Source organism: Enterobacter cloacae complex sp. 277I4, from assembly GCF_050031465.1.
GTDB classification, from domain to species: Bacteria; Pseudomonadota; Gammaproteobacteria; order Enterobacterales; family Enterobacteriaceae; genus Enterobacter; species Enterobacter cloacae.
Window position 1 is genome coordinate 2,419,242 of the sequence record NZ_JBLGWC010000001.1, and the last position, 18,899, is coordinate 2,438,140.

The window sequence follows — 18,899 nt, forward strand, 5'->3', positions numbered from 1 at the left end:
CGGGAACCGTTTTGCTCCCGCCTGAGGGGGTAATGTGCGGGGTTAACTGTTTATAAAGGCGAGAAGATAGGCATTGACCTGATCGGCATGTGTCGTTGGGATACCGTGAGGCGCGCCTTTATAGGTATGCAGGGTTCCGTTTTGGACCAGCTTGACTGACATCGCGCCGGAATCTGCATACGGCACCACCTGATCGTCATCCCCATGGATGACCAGAACAGGGATGGATATCCCTTTAAGGTCTTCCGTGAAGTCAGTCTGTGAGAAGGCCACAATCCCATCGTAATGCGCCTTGGCGCTTCCCATCATTCCCTGACGGTACCAGTTATAGATGACCGCTTCGGAAGGCTTCGCCCCCGGGCGATTAAATCCATAGAACGGTCCCGCGGGCACGTCATAATAAAACTGAGGGCGATTCGCCGCCAGCTGGGCCTGAAAATCATCAAACACTGACTTTGGCGTACCCTGAGGATTACTCTCCGTCTTCACCATCAGGGGCGGTACAGCACTGATCAATACGGCTTTGGAAACTTTGTCTTCACCGTGCCGGGCGATATAACGCACCACCTCACCACCGCCGGTTGAATGCCCGACATGCATCGCACCCTGTACGCCAAGATGTTCTACAACGGCGGCCACATCGTCAGCGTAGTGATCCATATCATGGCCGTCCCACACCTGATCTGAACGACCATGACCGCGACGGTCATGGGCCACAACGCGGAATCCTTTATTGACGAAGAACAGCATCTGGGCGTCCCAGTCATCACTGCTTAGCGGCCAGCCGTGATGGAAAAAGATCACTTTCCCGTCTTTTGGACCCCAGTCCTTGTAGTAGATATTGACGCCATCGCGAGTTGTTACATAACCCATGATTATTCTCCACTCAGATAGACAGATTGCATGAAAGGCAGAAATGAAATGCGGTATACGGCCCGACTCCGCCGCGAATTAAGAAGTGTAGTTCATACGCTGGCCGTCTGGGTTAAGGCTCACCCACAGGCGGGCAGAATGGGGCAGCGGTAAGGAGGACGTGCAGAAAATAAATTTTAGCTGCAACCTACACCGTGAAGAGTTATACTGTATATAAACACAGTGAAAGGGGCGCATCATGGCGGTTGAAACAAAATATGTTGTTGTAAGAAAAGGTGAAGAGAAAATGACATTTGCCAGTAAGAAAGAGGCTGACGCGCACGACAAACTGCTCGACATGGCAGACGCGTTCACCGACTGGCTGCTACAAAGCGGACTGCAGATGGACGAAACGCAGGCTGAAGATCTGGGGTTGTATCTCGCCGAGCAGAAAGAGGCCGTGCAGCATATTCTGCGTACCAGTAAACTGCCCGATCTCAACGCTGTAACCGATAAAACAGCCTCTGATGAGGCTGGCAATAAAAAAATCCGAGCCGTGAAAGCTGCCTGACAGGGACATTAACGGTGGAAAAACAGTCGAGATACTGGAATACGTCTTACACCAGGGCGCCGGTGGCGCCTTTCACACCTTCACTGCTACGTCCTGGCCCGGGCGATTAATTTTCTCTCCTTTCACAGCACCTCAACCACTTCAAATTCTTCTGCGATCAACTCCATATCTTCAGAAAAATGACCTTCTCGGGTGAAAAATCGCTGATGCTCTTTCTGCCAGTATTCAAGGCTTAAATCGCCTTCACCTTCTTTACGGGCAAACGCCTCGGTCACATCACAAAAACGCACCAGTCGCATTGAAACCAGCCGGGTTACACAGACCGGAACATTCTGGCCATCAAGAATAATGTTATAACTCCCGATCCGCGGGGCAGACACCTCCTGCTGATAAGAGGCAAAAGATCCGCAGGAAGCGGTTTTGATCCCTTTTTTAATCAGGTCTGCAAGCTCGCTGGCCAGTTCCGGGCTGTCGCCCATTTGTCAGGCACCGGCGCCTGGGTACTTCACTTTTAATTTCTCAACCGCAAACATGATAAGCCCTTTTTATATGCAGGTCTGATGAATAATGATTACGATATAATAAAAACGTCTTTATTTCAGACTGTATAGAGTCTCTCCATACGTAAGGCGACAAATATGAAATCCAGGAGTGCGTTAGTTTTAGACGAGCTCAGATCCAAATTACGTCCTGCATCGGTGGCACAAGTGGGCGGTTTTCGTCCCCCGGCAGACCCCCTTACATCCTGGTTTTTAAACGGTGTCGCTCTTCCCGGTGAAGGATTACCACTCTGGAAGGGGCAGCCGATGTTTCCGCTTCTTCAGATTCGTATAGATGAGCTTCCCGTTATCCCTGAGCAACTGAAGGACGTGGCACTCCTGGTGCTCTTTCACAATATTGAAAGCCATCCATTTGATAAACCTCATGGTGAAGGTTGGCTCATACGAGAATATGCCACCCTTGAAGGGCTTGAGTTATTGCCTGCGACAGACACGCCTTATCGCGCATTTCCGGTTCGATGGATAGGCGTTAATGATGATGCGCCGGGATGGGAAGATGCCTGGGATATTATTGACCTTTCTGACGTAAACGATGATCAGGAGGCAAGTGACCGCTTCCATGATGATTTTAAACGCTACAGGGGAACCAAGGTCGGAGGATACCCGCTGGAGATACAACATGGCGTGGGGATAGAAGACTTTGTCTTTCAGGTGGGATCAGAGGAAAAGGTCAACTGGATGTGGGCGGATAATGGTATCGGCTATTTTCACAAATCACCGGAGGGACTCTGGACGTTTTCGTGCCAGTTTTACTGAGCATACAACGTTAGCGTCTCGCTTCAGGTGGATTCTCCGTGCCACCGTCCCAACTCATTCATAAGAGACAGTGCATGTCTGCTACGGATTTATCCAAAATGGGCACCGCGAAAGTGATGCTGAGTGTAAGTGACTGCGGGCATAACGTGATTGAAAAATGTCCTGTCGGAGAGGTGGAGTACAGCTTTTATCAGTACGCTGCAACGGAGCTTAATCAGGCTGGCATTGTTACCCCAATGCTCTTTTCCGCTGATGCCCCTTTACGCAAGTTAATACTGGAATATATTCCTGAAAAAGTTGAACAGAACGATGCCGCAGGTGACGACGCCATCGCTATGTTGGCACGCTTGCATAGTTTCCCCGCAAATTCTGAATGGATTTACCACAGCCACTCGTGGTCAGAACTGGCGCTCGAAAAGTCCCTCATGCTTTTAGCGTTACCAGATAAAAGTACGCAGCAATTTCGGCTATTTCAGGAATGTAGTGATGTTTTGTTCGCTTGCCCAAGCCTAATCTCTGGCGATAGCAATGCTGGCAATTGGGGAAGAAGAGAAAACGGTGATTTGGTTCTTTTCGACTGGGAACGATTTGGAAAAGGGAGTCCTGCGATCGATCTTGCCCCTCTGATAAAAGGGATGGGTTCGAAGCTAATGTTTACTGATATTGCTGAACGCTATTGCCAGTTCTCTTTCCATCATGACCGTAATGCGTTAGCGAGAGAAATTGCCATTGCCAAAGCATGGATTGTCACCGAAGTCATTGTGCTACTTAATGAGCGGCAAAACGCAGACTTTCCTTTATATCTCGACTGGTACAGGGAACATCTTCCTGGCTGGTTAGATGATGTCATCACGATGCTATGAATGATCATCTTCAGGCTTCATCGACATATTGAGTAGACAATATTCGATGTTGCCTGTCTTTCTTACATGTAAATGGCACTAACGGAAAGATGTCGCTCCGCCTCCCCATGCTATATCTCCACCAACACATAATCACTACAAACGGAGACATGAAGATGCTGAGAGGTAAAAGAGCCGTCATTACTGGCGGCGGCGGGGGATTTGGACAGGCGTTGTGCGTGTGGTTGGCACGAGAAGGCGTCGAGGTGGATTTTTGCGCGCGGCGCGCTGATGATATTCAAAACACCTGCAGCATCATCACTGCTGAAGGCGGCATGGCAAAAGGGTATCTCTGTGATTTAACCCAACCTGATTCCATTTCTCAGTTTTCTTCACAGCTGTTAACGTCAGACAAGCCTGTAGACATTTTAATCCTCAATGCTGCTCAGTGGTTGTCAGGAAGGTTTGACGATCAGCCAGACACAGAAATTATCAATACCATCAGTTCAGGTCTGACTGGTTCGATTCTCTTGACTCAGGCATTACTGCCCGGATTAAGACGTTCAGCCAGCGCTGATATCATCTCGATTATCTCTACCTGTGGGATCCCGAATTTCACCGATTCAATTGCGCATCCCGCTTTTTTCGCCAGTAAACATGGGCTGAGCGGGTTTATAACGAAACTGTCGCGGCAAATGTCTGAAGAAAACATACGTGTTACTGGTCTGTATCCACCCGATTTCGAAAATACCGGATTAGAGCCAGCTTTTGATGATCAATCCAGAATGGGGGACGGTCTGCTGAACGGGCGCTCGGTCTGGGAAACCATTCGTTTTGTACTGATGCAACCTCGCAGTTGCCATATCAGCCACATCTATTTTCAAGGCCCAACGCGCGAAGATCTGGTTAGCAGGGGCTGAATTGATTGACGTTGATGTGATAAGTACGTGCACGTCGCGCACACAGCCAACCCTCACCATCCACGCCAGTACCCGCAGCGTGTTACACTTCCTCACTTTCATCATCTACACGACAGGGAAGCGATGATAAATAAAATTCTGGTCAGTGCGTGCCTGATGGGGTTCAGGGTGCGTTATAACGGCAGCGAAAAAGCGAAGGCGATGGCGCAACTCTCCCGCTGGCAAGCGGAGCAGCGGTTAGTGATCCACTGTCCTGAACTGGCTGCCGGGTTGCCGGTGCCCCGACCACCAGCAGAGATTTTGTCGGCCGACGGTCGGGATGTCATGCGCGGGCAGGCCAGAATCATTGAGAATACGGGCCAGGATGTCACCGAGCACTATCAGCTTGCCGCCTGGCTGGCGCTACGTACCGCACAGGAGCATGGCTGTCGCGCGGCGCTGCTCACGGATGGCAGCCCAACCTGCGGGAGCCAGCATATCTATGATGGTTCTTTTAGCGGCGTGCGCAACACGGGGATGGGTGTCGCGGCAGCATTACTCGCTGAACATGGGATCGCGGTATTCTCAGAAACGCAGCTTCCGGAATTGATGCGCTGGATTGACGAAAGAGAAAAGCCCGTATGCTGAACGCGAATGAACAAGCCTGACGTCTTAACCAGAGTAAGAGAGTCGATATCCACTTCCCATACGGAGAACGCGCGCAAAACCTTGCGGCCCGATATGCATTCCCGCAACGAGCAGATTCTCCCTGACCGCGCGTTCCAGCACCTCTTTACGCGTTGCTTCGGCCTGTGCAGGATCCGCGTCAAAGGCGATGCAAACCTCCGGCAGGGCAGACTGTATATGCGGGTAGTGGACAATATCTCCCCATATGAGTAAGTCCTTGTCATGCGAGTGAATGCGAAACCCGGTATGTCCGGGCGTGTGGCCGGGTAACCAGACCGGCAGGATCCCTTCGGCACCACTGTTCTCATCGAAAAAACGCACCTGTTGACCACACGCCTGTAACGTCTGGCGCACGAGCCTGAAATTACGCGCTGTACGCGCATCGGCACTGTTTAGCGTGTTATCGTCCCACCAGTGTTCCGCTTCCAGAGGGTGAAGAAAAATATCTGCATGTTGATAGACAGGACGCTGTTCAGCATCCAGCAGACCACCAATATGGTCCGGATGACAGTGCGTTAATAAAACGGTATCCACCTCGTCAGGAACCACGCCAACCGCGGCGAGATGGGTGATAAGGTCACCCCCCACGTTGTTCACCCCACCTGCGCCAGCGTCAACCAGAATAATTCTCCCCCGGCCCCGGATGAGGTAGCCATTGATGTGAATATCGCCGGGTTCCGCGACGCCTGCATGCTCTTGGATTTCGTTTGCCGCTGCGTTTTCTATTCCTGAGAGCAAATCGAGACGAGCTGACAGAACGCCGTCACTGAGCGCGGTAATCTCAAAATCGCCAATCTGGCGCACCGGGAAGGTGGACTGAATCATCGCGTACTCCGCTGTTCTGGTTGCGTATTGTTGCCTGAACGCTGCAACTGCGGCGTCAGTGGTTCGTAGAGATAGACCTCAGGAAGAGGCGAAGCCTGGATGGCAGTTTCACGAGGCAACACCCACGCAACGCGACGTTCCGGGGAACAATCCAGCCCCACGGCCTGCATGTCGATGGCCCTGTGTCCGGCAGGACTAACGAGATGAGTGCTTAACAGCAAAATGTGATCGCAGGAGAGAGCGGGCGCCGGATCTTCACAGGCATAGAGATTACGGTGCCAGTCAGTTATGCACCTCTGCCAGCGAGAAAAATTACCGCCGCCTTTCAGACGGTACTCTTCGCTGTGCAAAACATCCGCGTTGGTAACGGTATGCAGGGCAAGATAAACCGGGCAGCCAGGCGTGATGGCCCGAAAACGCTGAGACGTCATAAATCCGGTCACGGAGAGAAGGGCGGGCAATTTCTCCTGACTATAAAACGCGTTCCACTCAGCTTCGCTTGGCGGATCGTTATACGAGCATTCCACGATATAGAACATCACAACCTCTTCGCTTAATGACTTTTCATCATGCTACAAGCTGTTTTTCGTGCGTTAAATCGATACTATGTCATGGTTCAGTGACATTAACTCATCGACTGCGCAGAATGTGCGTGGCATCAGGACCAGGCTTAATGCGCAAAAAGATACCCAGTAGCGCCTCTCTGCAGGCTTTTGATGCCGCTGCCAGGCACGGTAATTTTGCCCGGGCTGCAGAGGAGCTCTTTCTGACGGAAGGGGCGATTAGCCGCCAGATTGCACGTCTGGAATCGCTGTTAAACTGCAAACTGTTTGACCGTACCGGGAGCCGCGTAAAGCTAAATCCTGCTGGCGCGCGCTATGCTCATCATGTACGTGAAACCCTTGAGCGGCTCGAAAGGGAGACTCAGGACATCATGGGCATACAGGAGGGGACTCAGAGTCTGGATATTGCCGTGCTACCGACATTTTGCAGCCGCTGGCTCATTCCCCGCCTGAGCCGCTTTACCTCGCAGTTCCCTGAGATCTCAGTCAATCTTGCGGCCAGAACGGATCCGTTTATTTTGCCCGGGAGCGGCTTTGATGCCGTCGTGCATTTTCAACATCCCGCATGGGCCGGGATGCGACTGCAGCCGTTGTTTGAGGAAAAACTGGTGCCGGTGTGTCATCCTGCACTGTTAATGGATAAGGAACACGGTGAGCAACTCAATGCACTTGCGCGGATCCATCGCCGGCAGAATCCGGATGCGTGGCATCGCTATGCGCTGGAAAGCGCGATCAGTCTTGATAACCCGTCTCAGGGCGTACGCTACGATCTTCATGAAATGGCGATCGCTGCTGTGCTGGCAGGTCACGGCGTCGCATTGATACCACGCATGTATATCGAAAACGAACTACGCAGCGGCATGCTGGTTTCGCCATGGCCTGCCTCAGAAAGGTTAATTAAGACATTCTGTTTCATTAAACCGGCGGAAACGGGAATCAATGACGCGGCGTTAGTGACGTTTGAACGCTGGCTGCTGGCTGAAATCACTACGCCTGCCAGTCACTCAAGATGAAGCTCTGGTTTCGGCCGCCATCCTGTAAAGGGGAATTATGTCCTTACCACCACTCTATGCCCTGCGCGCCTTTGAAGTCGCTGCGCGAGTAAACTCCTTCAGTAAAGCCGCTGAAGTGCTCAATATTACGCCGGGCGCGGTCAGCAGACATGTCCGCACCCTGGAAATGTGGTTCGACTGTGAGCTGTTCAAACGGCAGGGGCCGAGAGTGGAGATCAGTGAGGCGGGGCGTGTTCTGGCCGGGCAGCTTCACGAAGGGTTCAGGAGCATCGAGTGGGCCTGTCGGGCTTTCAGAAGTGAAAACCACCTGTTGCGGCTGAAGGCACCGAGTACGCTCACCATGAGATGGTTGCTTAACGTCCTGCGATCGTTTCGTGAACATCATGAAAAACCCAACGTTGAAATAGCCAGCGTCTGGATGGACATCGATACCGTTGATTTCACGCGAGAGCCCTATGATTGCGCGATCCTGCTGGGCAACGGGCATTTTGGCGAGTCAACGGAGAGCCGATTGCTTTTCAGTGAATGGCTTATTCCGGTCTGTAACCCCGCTTTACTGGAATCTGCCCGAGAGCAACTTTCGCAGTGCGATCTGATCCATCCTTCCCCGGACAGACGCGACTGGCGGCGGTGGCTGAGAAGGACGAGGTTATTCCCCGGGCTTGATATGAGTCGCGGAGCGGTTTTCGACACCCTTGAACAGGGGAGTAGTGCCGCCATGAACGGCCATGGCGTCGCGATTGCCGACCTGCTGCTTTCGCTTGACGCGCTGAATAGCGGCCTGCTTGCGCTGCCTTTCAAAGAAGCCATCGCCACCGGAGACGGTTATTACATTGTCTGGCCGAAAAATTCACTCAGGAAAAAGAGTATTGAATGTCTGCTGGACTGGCTTAACCTGCATGCCCCGGTCATTCCTTCTCTTGATATCATCTGTCTGGAATACGACGAGCATCGGCTGTAGTTATCAAAAGCAGGATATGCCGCGGGCGTATCCTGCTCTATAAACTTCAGGCGTAAGGAATATTTGCCATTTTTTTATACCTTTCCGGCAATGCACCGTTCAGGTTGAGAAGTTTATCGAGAATAGCGATCGCAGGCGTATTGTTTGCGCGCTCTGAATCTACTATCGCTGCACGCAATATAGTGGCAGCCGACGTGACGTTCTGAAAGTATGCCTCGGACTCGGGCGTTTGTAATTCACCTGAAAGGGCGTAACGCACCAGCGGCCATCCTGAAAAATCCAGTACGGGAAGGGGCTCACCTTCTTTTGGCAGATTAGCGGCGAGCAACGCTTCAGCTTGCATGGGGTCGTTGTGAGCGGCACACAGAATGTGAAGGCGATGCACAAAGGCCGCAAGGGTGACATCGTTCTCTTTTTCTGCTGACAGCGATTCCAGCAGTGCCGATAAATTGGCGCCGGATGAATATTCATCTAGTGAGACCAGCTTCATTAAATGAAATATAACGTCAAGCGTCATGTTTGCTCCCTGAACATTTATCAATTTTGAAGGATGATATTTCAGGGACGTCGCGTTTGAAAAACGACAAATAGTGAGAATCAATGTGAGTTTAACTCAACATCACAAAAAGGCCCCGTCAGGGGCCCGATCTTGATTAACCACAACGGGATCAGAAGCGGTATTGCAGACCCGCGGTAATGGTATAGTTGCGGTTTGAAATACCGGCAGCATCTCCGCCAATAGAGCCCGATTCGCCAGTATTGGTATCAATAATCTGCGTACCGCCTTTACCTTCTTCGTAACTGCTATAGGTAAATTCTGCGAACACTTTGGCGTTCGGCGTGACGTAATAACCTGCGTCAACCGACGCACCGTAATAGCGGGAATCAGAGGTCTTCTCACGGAAGGTCAGATCGCGCATATAGTGCTCGTCGTTGTCATGCGCGCGTACCCAGTCACTGAATTTAAACAGGGCATTGAATTCAAAATCATTGAAACGGTACTGACCCGCCAGACCAATATACGGCATGGAGAAGCGCTGGCTATAGCCAATACCGCGTTCACCTGCCGGGAAGTTGCCCGTATTGGTGCCGTTATCATAATTATAAGAGCCACCGGTCGCCGTCCAGCTGAAGCGCGTTTCCTGATAACCTGCGGTTACGCCAGCTTTATAGTTATCGCCCTGGAAGATCCAGCCTTTAACGTTGAGATCGTATTCATTGGCGTAATTGACGTTGGTCGCAGGATGGGATGAATGGTCTGTCCAGGAGGATTGTTTTGCATTCATCCAGTCGTAGTCATCCATATGGCCCGAGCCTGATGCCAGAGACGTCCAGCCGCGGGCGTTCAGTGTTAAAAATGAATAAGCATCCCAGGAAATATCGCCTTTCAGAATGGCGACATTTTTGATTTTCCAGTCGAGCTGGCTGATTTTTCTTCCTGTGACTTCGTCGTACACCATTTCATGGGATTTTCCGCTCAGCATCCCGGCAGAGGCTGAAACCGATAAACTTTCCGGTGAAAAATCCGGTATGGCTTGTGCGGTTCCTGCATATACTGCCCCTGAAAACGCGGCCATCATCATTCCCGCAACAATATTTTTTGTCATTTTAATTTCCCTAAATCAAATTTAATCAATGCCTTGCAGACAAATCTTAAAAGTCATACAAATAAGAATCAACTGCCAGTTTTGGTATTTTTTATTATTTGACCTAGGGAGCGATATTTAACTTTGGGCCGCCGCAGTGAGGCGGCGAAAGGTGGGATGAATAAACATTGAGTCGGTGCAAAATAGCTGTCGGTAATTAAAAATGCACTCCCGGATGTAATAAACTTAACGCATTCTCCCCGTTAATTTGAAACGCTACTCGCAGGACGGATCCTGAACCAGATCGCATACATCGCCGGCAGGAAGACAAGGGTGATGATCGTTCCGCCCAGCGTCCCGCCAATCAGTGTATAGGCCAGCGTCCCCCAGAATACGGAATGGGTCAGCGGTATGAATGCCAGCACGGCGGCCAGGGCTGTCAGTAACACTGGTCGTGCCCGCTGGACGGTTGCTTCGACCACCGCATCGAACGGGGCGAGACCTTCCTTCTGGTTATGCGTAATCTGCCCGATAAGGATCAATGTATTTCGCATAAGAATGCCCGAAAGCGCAATCAACCCGACAAGCGCATTGATCCCAAAAGGTTGATTGAACAGCAGCAGCGTGGGAACCACGCCGACAAGGCCCAGCGGGGCAGTCAGAAAAACCATCACCATCGCCGAGAGAGATCGCACCTGCACAATAATGATCAGTAACGTCAGGGCTATCATTATCGGGAACAACGGCACCATGGCCTGTGTGGCTTTACCTGATTCCTCAATTGAGCCTGCCATCTCAATGCGGTATCCGGGCGGGAGCGTATCAATGATCGGTTTTAGCTGTTTCATGATCGCCACCGACACATCCGGTGGCTGAAGATTGTCGGCGATATCTCCGCGCACGGTAATGGTGGGCGTGCGGTCGCGACGACGCAGGAGCGGGTCTTCCATTTTGACCTCAATCTGACCGATTTGCGACAGCGGCACCCGCTGTCCCGCACTGCCAACCAGGGTAAACCCGTCGATCTTCGCCGGATCAAGACGAATATCACCCGCCGCGCGTCCTGTAACTTGTACAGCGCGAATATCTTCACGCACGGCAGTAATTGGTACACCCGATAACAGGAACTGGAGCTGCTGAGCCACGCTATTTGAGGTTAAGCCGGTGGCCTGCAGACGGTTCTGATCGAGGGTGAAATGGAGTGTGGGAACTCGTGAACCCCAGTCGGTGTTGACGGTTCTCATCATCGGGCTGGCCTGCAGAACGCCTTTAACCTTATCGGCGATATTGCGAAGCGTATCGACATCGGGCCCCATCACACGCCAGGCAACCGGGAAGGGGGAGTAGGGGCCAAACACCAGTTGTGTGACACGCACGCGCGCTTCCGGCGCAAGTCCACCGGCGACCGCTTCCCGGAGCCGGAACTTGAGCGCCTCGCGTGACATCTGGCTGTCCGTCATCACCACGATTTTCGCAAAAGAGGGATCGGGTAATTCAGGTGCCATGGCCAGGTAAAAACGTGGTGAACCCTGCCCGACGTAGGCGGTCACTATGCTGGCTTCCGGCTGCTGTTTTAACCACGCTTCGATTTTCGCCGTTGCGGCGCTGGTCTGCTCAATTGAGGTGCCATAAGGCATCTGCACTTCCACCAGCACTTCAGGGCGGTCGGACGTTGGGAAAAACTGTTTTTTTACCAGTCCCATACCCACTACGGCCAGGGTAAAAATGAAGACCACGGAACCGGCCACGATCCACTTTCTGGCAATTACCCGGGCCAGCAGCTGGCGAAAGCGGTTATAGCGCGGGGTGTTATAGATGGCGGCATGACCCCCTTCGACTTTGGCGATATCTGGCAGGATCTTAACGCCAAGATAGGGCGTGAACACCACCGCAACCAGCCAGGAGGCAATCAGGGCGATGCCGACAATCCAGAACATATTGCTGGTGTATTCCCCGGCGGTCGACTGGGCGAACCCGTTTGGCATAAAGCCAATCGCCGTCACGAGGGTACCGGCCAGCATAGGCGCGGCGGTATGGCTCCAGGCGTAAGCGGAGGCTTTGATTCGGTCGTAGCCTTCCTCCATTTTCACCACCATCATTTCAATGGCGATAATGGCATCATCAACCAGTAAACCCAGAGCAAGGATCAGCGAGCCCAGCGTTACGCGGTCAAAGTTTATCCCCGCCGCCTCCATCACCACGAAGACGACTGCCAGCGTCAGGGGAACCGCCGCCGCGACGACCACGCCCACGCGCCAGCCCATGCTGACAAAGCACACCACCATCACCACAAGCAGGGCGACGAAGAATTTGATCATAAATTCATCCACCGACGAGCGGATATTCACGGACTGATCGGTGACTTTGGTCAGGGTCATTCCCAGCGGCAGGTTTTCGTTGATCTTAGCCGTTTCGGCATCCAGCGCTTTCCCCAGCGCCAGACCGTTCCAGCCCTCCCGCATCACAATACCTAACAGCAGCGCCGGTTCACGCTGGTTACGGATCTGCAGCGTGGGAGGATCTTCATAACCGCGTTCAACCGTTGCCACATCAGACAGCCTGAGCGTTTTACCCTGAGCGACCAGCGGCGTATCGCGGATCTTCTGCAACGTATCAAAAGCACCATCAAGGCGAATAAAGATCTGTGCACCCTGTGTTTCTATGGAGCCTGCTGGCGTGAGAACGTTCTGACTGTTCAGCGCGTTGAAAATATCCTGCGGTGCCAGCCCCATCGTTGCCAGACGGTCATGAGAGAGGGCGATATAAATCCGCTCGGCCTGTTCGCCGATGATGTTCACTTTTTTGACGCCAGGCACATGCAGGAGTTGCTGGCGCAGGCTTTCAGCATCACGCACCAGCAGACGCTGCGGTTCACCCTTTGCCTTTAGCGCAAAGAGGGCAAAGGTGACATCCGCAAACTCGTCATTGATCATCGGGCCCATCACGCCCGCCGGGAGATTTTTGCTCTCATCGCCAAGCTTTTTGCGCGCCTGATAGAACTCTTCCTGCACCTCGGAGGGGGGCGTCATGTCCTGTAAGGAGAGGGTGATAAACGCCATGCCCGGGCGGGTATAGGTTTCGGTACGGTCATACCACTTGAGTTCCTGCAGCCGTTTTTCCAGCGGTTCAGCAACCTGATCCTGCATTTCCTGTGCGGTTGCGCCGGGCCAGACGGTAATCACCGTCATTTGCTTTACCGTGAAGGGCGGATCTTCAGCCCGTCCCAGTCCAAAGAAGGCGTAAATACCGGCAAGCGTCACCAGAATAATCAGAAACAGCGTGATGGCACGCTCGCGCACGGCAAGCGCTGAGAGGTTGAAGCGTCCGTCGCTCATGGCTGACTCCCCGCCAGAGCCGTACCGCGTTGTTCAGCCAGACGGACAGCTTCACCGTCATGCAGAAGATGGGCGCCCAACGCCACAATTTTCTCGCCCGGTTTGACGCCGCCCGTCACCTGCGCGGCATCGTCGCTCACGCTCAGCACGTTGACGGGCTGCCACATCACTTTTGCGGGCTGCGCGGAGATCCGCCACACGCCGGGCCCTTTGCCTGCATCGTACAGAGATGCCAGCGGAACCTGCATTACCTGACGTTCAGCATTTTGTTCGATATGCAGGGTGACGGTCGCACCCAGCGGCGCGTTAGCCAGCGAGCCTTCCAGCACATAGCGTGCTTCATAAGTGCGGGTGGTGGTATCGGCTGCATCAGAGAGCAGGCGCAGTGTCGCGGTAACAGGCTGTGCCTCGCTGCCATAGCGCGTTGCCAGCGCTTTACTACCGACGGCAGGGCGCAATGTCTCTGGCAACTGGACGAGCGCCTCGCGTTGCCCTGAGCGGGCCAGTCTGATCACCGCCTGACCCGCACTGACCACCTGGCCGGGTTCTGCAAGCGTCTCCATGACCACGCCGTCGGAATCGGCCAGCAGCACGGCATAGCCGGTCGCATTTTGCGCGACGGTGGCCTGAGCGCGGGCGGCACTGAGTTCAGCTCTGGCCGCATCTGCCGCCGCTTTTATCTGGTCATACTCCGAGGCAGAGACAGCACCTGTTGCCACCAGGCCGCGATAGCGCGCCTCATCGCTGGTGGCTTTTCTCGCCCTGGCCTGGGCGGCATCCACCGCCTGCTGCTGTGCTTGTGCCTGTAACTTCAGGTCAACCGGATCCAGACGCATTAACGGCTGACCCTGCTTAACGGTCTGTCCCGTATCAACAGGGCGTTCAAGGATTTTGCCCTGAACCCGGAAACCGAGATCGCTTTGCGTTCTGGCAACGACCACACCCGTAAACGCGCGGGACGCATCGTTCGCCGGTTCCACGGAGGCGGATCTGACAAGCGGTGGCTGGGTGCGCGGATCGTCGGTGGCGGGGTTATCACCGCATGCCACCAGGGCGAAAGGGAGGAGACAAACGGCAAAACGGGCGGAATGAAGCCTGAGCATGGGGAAACCTTATCGTATCAAAGGACGGTTTCCGCATTCTCAGACTAGTGACCAATAAAGTTAATGGTCACAAATCAGGGGGCAAGGCTTCGTAAAATCAGGGAAGGGAGGAGGAGTGCTGCGGTCGGGGCGGTTTCGAGGTTATATTGCAACTGCACGGGGTTGATGAAAGGGCACATCACCATGTATATGGCATAGGTCACCTCATCCAGGGGCGTTTTACTTTCGAACTCCCCGCTTTGTCGGCCTTCAACAATGATGCTCTCAATCAGCTTCATCAGGCTCTCGGTATACCGCTCGGTAGACGGCCACTTATCCCGCGCGGCAACGGCGGCGATATCATAAAGTTTACGATCGTGGAAAAAGAGTTCGCTGCCAGCCTCGGTTAACGCCCGGAAAAGGCGGCGCATTTTTTCACTGGCCGACGGCGCGTCGGCGATGGCTGTTTCCACTGCCGTCATGATCAGCGCCAGGCGGTTAGCGCAGATAACCTCGCCAATTGCCTGTTTGGAATCGAAAAATTTATAGATATAGGATTTTGAAAAACCGATGGATTTAGCCAGTTCTGCCACGGTGGTTTTTTCATAGCCGTAATGGCCGAAGTGCTCAAAAGCCGCTTCGACGATTTGCTCGCGGACAGAGTGGTCAAGGGGACCACGCGTGGATGGGGTGTTCATATTTTTCGTCATTATTTCAGCTTAGCGCGACGGGCATCAGTTGACAACGAGTGACTGTTATATGATTTGGTCACTCTTTTAATCATGTATCTTTCAGTGCTGTGAGCCAGAGTGTATCACTCTTTGCCCGGAGTTATTGCACAAGCCCGGAGAGATGAAAAATCCTATAACCCCAGATCGCTCAGGGACGGGTGATCGTCCGGGCGTCTGCCCAGCGGCCAGTGAAACAACCGTTCAGATTCCTTGATGGGCATATCGTTGATACAGGCAAAACGCCGCTTCATGAGGCCGTCCGACTCGAACTCCCAGTTTTCATTGCCGTAAGAGCGGAACCAGTTCCCTGAATCATCATGCCATTCATAGGCATAGCGTACGGCGATGCGGTTGTCGGTAAATGCCCAAAGCTCTTTTATCAGGCGATAATCCAGCTCTTTCTTCCATTTCCGCTCAAGGAACGCCTGCGCCTCCGCGCGGTTCGTGGCGAACTCCGCACGGTTACGCCACTGCGTGTCCAGCGAATAGGCCAGTGCGATTTTTGCCGGGTCGCGGCTATTCCAGCCATCTTCTGCCAGCCTGACTTTTTCAATGGCGCTTTCACGGGTAAACGGCGGTAAAGGGGGGCGTGTGTTCATCTCGGCTACCTCGGGTTGATAGTATGTAGACAGGTCTGTCTACTTGCGTTAATCTATGCCTGTAAATACCGTCTGTCAACACACTGTTTTAGGCCAGATAAGCGTGAATACTCTCACTACGAATAACGTTCAAAAAGTCAGCGTCAGGGATAAAATATTGCTCACCGCGCACGAACTCTTTTATTCCACCGGGTTCAGAGCAACGGGCGTTGATACGCTTATCAAACAGGCGAAAGTGACTAAAGTAACGTTTTATCGCCATTTCCCGAGTAAGAGTTTGCTTATTCTTGCCTATCTGCAATATCGGCACGAGCTGTGGATTACCTGGTTTGAAACCACGCTTCGACAATATCTCGAAGAGGGGCGGGCTGCATCGGACGCATTAGCAGCAACGCTTAACGGGTGGTTTATTTCCCCGTTGTTTCATGGCTGTGCGTTTATTAATGCCAGCGCAGAAGCAAAATCAGAAGACAATGAAAGTGAAATAAAAACCATTTGCCGCAACCATAAATCTGAAACCCGGGAAAAAATTGCCTCCCTCAGCGGTATTGCCGATGAGGCTATTAACACGCAGATTTTAATGCTGATAGACGGTGCCATCATACATGCGCAAATGGGCATGGATACCAAAGAGGTGGTCAGTCAGTTGCGAAGGGGACTTGAAGCGCTGATACCGCGCTAATTACGGCTTTGCGTGCGCAGCCAAACCTCGGGAATGGCTGCGCCGTACGATTCAGATCTTAGTGAGGCTTTGCAGGAATTCGTCCACCTGCTGAGGAGTGGCTGAATCGGCCTGATAGAGGATATCGAGCGTCACGTTTTTAAGGCCACAGAAGCCAAACACTCCTTCAACAATCTGGGTCTGAATGGCACCGGAATAACCGTGCTTATCGAACCCGGCCAGATCGCTGCCCGCCGTTGCGACCAGGCGCACGGGCACATCACGTAAATTACCCACGATGCGACCATCTTCAGCCACTTTATAGGCCCAGTTCACGGTCAGCACCCGATCAAACCAGCCTTTCAGAAGGGCGGGAACGGACCACCAGTAAATCGGGAAGACAAATACCAGCATATCCGCGCGCTCGACACGCTGCTGCTCGCGCAGCACCTCGTCCGGCAGCGCACTGACATCGCCGTGGTAGAGGTCAAGGTCGGGTCGAATCATGGTCGGGGAAAAACCTTCGGCATGCAGATCGGCTATTTCAACCTGCGTACCCTGTTCCTGTAACTTTCCGGCAATTCGCTGCGCGAGGGATTGGGATAACGAATTTTCGACCGGGTGAGCCGTCACGATCAGGGCAGTATTGATGACGTTTGATGCAGACATAGAGACCTCAACAGGGTGAGTGAAGATGCCTCTATGTTACTATTGGTAACTTAACTGTCAATCTGGCAGGGCACTCATTTTGTGCTGTCCAGATAGGTATTGAGGACGCCAGTCATCGCGCCGCTGAGCATCTCTTCGGCAACGTTACGCGCGAGGATCCCATTTCCGGCAGCCGTACTGAGCGCATCCGCGGCCCCAATAATGGCCGTCAGGGCCGCTTCACCTGTTACCCCTTGCAGCACAATAAAAGGGGAAAGCGCCATCCGCAGGCAGTCTGCGCAGTCGGCCACGCAGGCCTCGCGGAAAATCTGCAGCGCCCGCGAGCCGGACAGAGCCGCCGCTATGGGGCCCGTTTCGGGGCCCGCAGAAATCGCGCAGTCGATATACGCGGCGCTGAAAAAACGGATCGTCTGTGCCAGCGTTTTATTGTCTCTGTTCAACGTCTCGCGAAATTTCTTGAGCTGCCTGTCGCTGAAGTCCTGGTAGAGTGCCATCAGCAGCCCTTCACGATCGCCAAAATGATCGTAAGGAATGGGTTTGGTGACGTTGGCGCGCTCGGCCAGGAAACCCAGCGTAAGGGCCTCAGTGCCTTGCTGGCGCACAATTCCGCGCGCGACTTCCAGCAGCTGTGCGCGGCGTTCTTCTTTTCTTAAGCGCTTAACAACCATCTTTTCCTCAAATCAGTTAACTACCAAAGGTAGTTTACACGTTTTACTGAACGGATGAGAAGCTCATTGTGCGGCTTTTTCCCGCTGAGCCATGTCGAGCACGCTGGCGCTTGCCGGGTCGAACAGCGCAAGGCTCTCAATCTGGTTGAGCATAATCACCTTTCTGAAATCCATCGCACTTCTGGGCTCAGAGTCGAGGGTGATGTCATGCCCGTCATACCATTTGCTGTAGTTATTTTCGATGCGAAAATTCATCGTCTGGCGATCGCGATAGCCACTCAGCATGGGAATAAGCACGATATTGGCCGTTTTCTCATATTCCAGCGTCGCCGTATGGATCATGCCGACATAGATACGCCCCGACCGTAGCGTCACCTGCGCCAGCTCGCCTTGCTCCATGCACTGATAAAGCAGTTGTTCAATCCCGCTCGCCTGCGCCAGGCGCTTATAGAGCTTTTTCCTGCCTTCACCGTCCAGTCGGGCGCTGCCCGCCCAGTTTGAGCGGTAAAGACAAAACAGGATGGCGAAGGCCAGCATCACCACTACGGGCGCCTGGATGCCCAGGAAACTCCAGTTCATAAAGTCCATCTGCCAGTCGGCATAACGCTCTGACGTAAAGTGGAAGGTGTTGTCAGCCGCGGAGAGGGCGAGCAGCAGCAGCCAGAGCAGCCCGGTGGCGATCACGCCTTGCAGAACGAAGATCGAGCCGTAAAGGGCAACCAGAAAATAGACATCCCAGCCGAAGGAGCGCTTGATTTTGAAGCGGGTAGAGAGGTCGCGGCTGGTGTACCAGTACCCGCAGACCATCAGCACCATAAATATCGCCGTTCCCATATTACGCCCTCTTTAACGCATTGACGTGGCGCAGAAAATCCTGGCGTACCTCGTTGCTTTTATAGTTCACCGAGGCATTACCATCCTGGTCGATGATAATCCGGTCGCCATCCTCAACGGCTTCAATGATTTCCTGCTGACTCATCACCTGAAGTAACGATTCCGGGCTGGAGAAAAGGGAGAGAAAGAAACGTCTCATCGCATG

General features: G+C 53.2%; 22 protein-coding genes. 8 read left to right on the plus strand and 14 right to left on the minus strand.

Annotation, left to right across the window (positions count from 1 at the left end; translation table 11 throughout):
• Positions 1-42 precede the first annotated feature (42 nt).
• On the minus strand, positions 43-873 hold the full coding sequence (locus ACQG19_RS11890; protein WP_426725915.1) for an alpha/beta fold hydrolase: 831 nt from the start codon (positions 871-873) through the stop codon (positions 43-45).
• A gap of 238 nt (positions 874-1,111) precedes the next feature.
• On the opposite strand from ACQG19_RS11890, the gene ACQG19_RS11895 reads away from it, so the two are divergent.
• Positions 1,112-1,423, plus strand: a complete 312-nt coding sequence (locus ACQG19_RS11895) for a YebG family protein (RefSeq protein WP_130626080.1) — start codon at positions 1,112-1,114, stop codon at positions 1,421-1,423.
• A gap of 122 nt (positions 1,424-1,545) precedes the next feature.
• Here ACQG19_RS11895 and ACQG19_RS11900 read toward each other — a convergent pair whose 3' ends face one another.
• Positions 1,546-1,902 (minus strand): ASCH domain-containing protein, encoded by a 357-nt coding sequence (locus tag ACQG19_RS11900; protein WP_097533532.1) that lies wholly within the window; start codon positions 1,900-1,902, stop codon positions 1,546-1,548.
• Between the two features lie 159 nt (positions 1,903-2,061).
• On the opposite strand from ACQG19_RS11900, the gene ACQG19_RS11905 reads away from it, so the two are divergent.
• The 4 genes from ACQG19_RS11905 to ACQG19_RS11920 all read left to right on the plus strand — a co-directional run bounded on the left by ACQG19_RS11905 (position 2,062) and on the right by ACQG19_RS11920 (position 5,128).
• Positions 2,062-2,739: a DUF1963 domain-containing protein gene (locus tag ACQG19_RS11905; protein ID WP_048972421.1), complete on the plus strand. Its 678-nt coding sequence runs from the start codon at positions 2,062-2,064 to the stop codon at positions 2,737-2,739.
• A 74-nt stretch (positions 2,740-2,813) separates the two neighbouring features.
• On the plus strand, positions 2,814-3,602 hold the full coding sequence (locus tag ACQG19_RS11910; RefSeq protein WP_165876001.1) for a phosphotransferase: 789 nt from the start codon (positions 2,814-2,816) through the stop codon (positions 3,600-3,602).
• Between the two features lie 155 nt (positions 3,603-3,757).
• The gene (locus ACQG19_RS11915) at positions 3,758-4,501 is read left to right on the plus strand and encodes an SDR family oxidoreductase (RefSeq protein ID WP_013096733.1); all 744 of its coding nucleotides are present in this window, start codon (positions 3,758-3,760) and stop codon (positions 4,499-4,501) included.
• Between the two features lie 123 nt (positions 4,502-4,624).
• A complete protein-coding gene (locus ACQG19_RS11920) occupies positions 4,625-5,128 on the plus strand; it encodes a DUF523 domain-containing protein (protein WP_097533528.1) in 504 nt (167 codons plus the stop codon).
• Positions 5,129-5,152: 24 nt separating this feature from the next.
• Here ACQG19_RS11920 and ACQG19_RS11925 read toward each other — a convergent pair whose 3' ends face one another.
• Positions 5,153-5,992 (minus strand): MBL fold metallo-hydrolase, encoded by an 840-nt coding sequence (locus tag ACQG19_RS11925; RefSeq protein ID WP_097533526.1) that lies wholly within the window; start codon positions 5,990-5,992, stop codon positions 5,153-5,155.
• Positions 5,989-6,531 carry a sugar ABC transporter gene (locus ACQG19_RS11930; RefSeq protein ID WP_097533524.1) on the minus strand — a complete coding sequence of 181 codons (543 nt, stop codon included), beginning with the start codon at positions 6,529-6,531 and terminating at the stop codon, positions 5,989-5,991. Before ACQG19_RS11930 ends, ACQG19_RS11925 begins: the two co-directional genes overlap by 4 nt.
• A gap of 134 nt (positions 6,532-6,665) precedes the next feature.
• Between ACQG19_RS11930 and ACQG19_RS11935 the strand changes: the two genes are divergently transcribed.
• Both ACQG19_RS11935 and ACQG19_RS11940 read left to right on the plus strand, forming a co-directional pair.
• Entirely contained in the window at positions 6,666-7,568 is a 903-nt protein-coding gene (locus ACQG19_RS11935; protein WP_246931851.1) for a LysR substrate-binding domain-containing protein, read from the plus strand.
• 37 nt (positions 7,569-7,605) lie between these two features.
• Entirely contained in the window at positions 7,606-8,529 is a 924-nt protein-coding gene (locus tag ACQG19_RS11940) for a LysR substrate-binding domain-containing protein (RefSeq protein ID WP_426725916.1), read from the plus strand.
• 46 nt (positions 8,530-8,575) lie between these two features.
• Here ACQG19_RS11940 and ACQG19_RS11945 read toward each other — a convergent pair whose 3' ends face one another.
• From ACQG19_RS11945 to ACQG19_RS11970, 6 genes are all read right to left on the minus strand, one after another.
• Positions 8,576-9,046 (minus strand): hypothetical protein, encoded by a 471-nt coding sequence (locus ACQG19_RS11945; RefSeq protein WP_013096730.1) that lies wholly within the window; start codon positions 9,044-9,046, stop codon positions 8,576-8,578.
• Between the two features lie 151 nt (positions 9,047-9,197).
• Positions 9,198-10,136, minus strand: a complete 939-nt coding sequence (locus ACQG19_RS11950) for an omptin family outer membrane protease (RefSeq protein ID WP_045295231.1) — start codon at positions 10,134-10,136, stop codon at positions 9,198-9,200.
• A 242-nt stretch (positions 10,137-10,378) separates the two neighbouring features.
• Positions 10,379-13,450, minus strand: coding sequence for an efflux RND transporter permease subunit (locus ACQG19_RS11955; RefSeq protein ID WP_246931848.1), 3,072 nt, complete (start codon positions 13,448-13,450; stop codon positions 10,379-10,381).
• On the minus strand, positions 13,447-14,553 hold the full coding sequence (locus ACQG19_RS11960) for an efflux RND transporter periplasmic adaptor subunit (RefSeq protein ID WP_246931847.1): 1,107 nt from the start codon (positions 14,551-14,553) through the stop codon (positions 13,447-13,449). Before ACQG19_RS11960 ends, ACQG19_RS11955 begins: the two co-directional genes overlap by 4 nt.
• 74 nt (positions 14,554-14,627) lie before the next feature.
• Positions 14,628-15,242, minus strand: coding sequence for a TetR/AcrR family transcriptional regulator (locus ACQG19_RS11965; RefSeq protein ID WP_246931845.1), 615 nt, complete (start codon positions 15,240-15,242; stop codon positions 14,628-14,630).
• Positions 15,243-15,394: 152 nt separating this feature from the next.
• Positions 15,395-15,862, minus strand: coding sequence for a DUF1348 family protein (locus ACQG19_RS11970; protein WP_095427360.1), 468 nt, complete (start codon positions 15,860-15,862; stop codon positions 15,395-15,397).
• A gap of 103 nt (positions 15,863-15,965) precedes the next feature.
• Between ACQG19_RS11970 and ACQG19_RS11975 the strand changes: the two genes are divergently transcribed.
• Positions 15,966-16,544 (plus strand): TetR/AcrR family transcriptional regulator, encoded by a 579-nt coding sequence (locus tag ACQG19_RS11975; protein WP_246931914.1) that lies wholly within the window; start codon positions 15,966-15,968, stop codon positions 16,542-16,544.
• Positions 16,545-16,595: 51 nt separating this feature from the next.
• On the opposite strand, the gene ACQG19_RS11980 is transcribed toward ACQG19_RS11975, so the two are convergent.
• The 4 genes from ACQG19_RS11980 to ACQG19_RS11995 form a co-directional block, all read right to left on the minus strand.
• Complete coding sequence (locus ACQG19_RS11980) at positions 16,596-17,192, minus strand: NAD(P)H-dependent oxidoreductase (protein WP_094915781.1); 597 nt, start codon at positions 17,190-17,192, stop codon at positions 16,596-16,598.
• A gap of 74 nt (positions 17,193-17,266) precedes the next feature.
• Complete coding sequence (locus ACQG19_RS11985; RefSeq protein ID WP_023620833.1) at positions 17,267-17,860, minus strand: TetR/AcrR family transcriptional regulator; 594 nt, start codon at positions 17,858-17,860, stop codon at positions 17,267-17,269.
• A 63-nt stretch (positions 17,861-17,923) separates the two neighbouring features.
• Positions 17,924-18,694, minus strand: a complete 771-nt coding sequence (locus tag ACQG19_RS11990; protein WP_038980562.1) for a hypothetical protein — start codon at positions 18,692-18,694, stop codon at positions 17,924-17,926.
• Position 18,695: 1 nt separating this feature from the next.
• Positions 18,696-18,893 carry a hypothetical protein gene (locus tag ACQG19_RS11995; RefSeq protein ID WP_013096722.1) on the minus strand — a complete coding sequence of 66 codons (198 nt, stop codon included), beginning with the start codon at positions 18,891-18,893 and terminating at the stop codon, positions 18,696-18,698.
• Between the last annotated feature and the right edge of the window lie 6 nt (positions 18,894-18,899).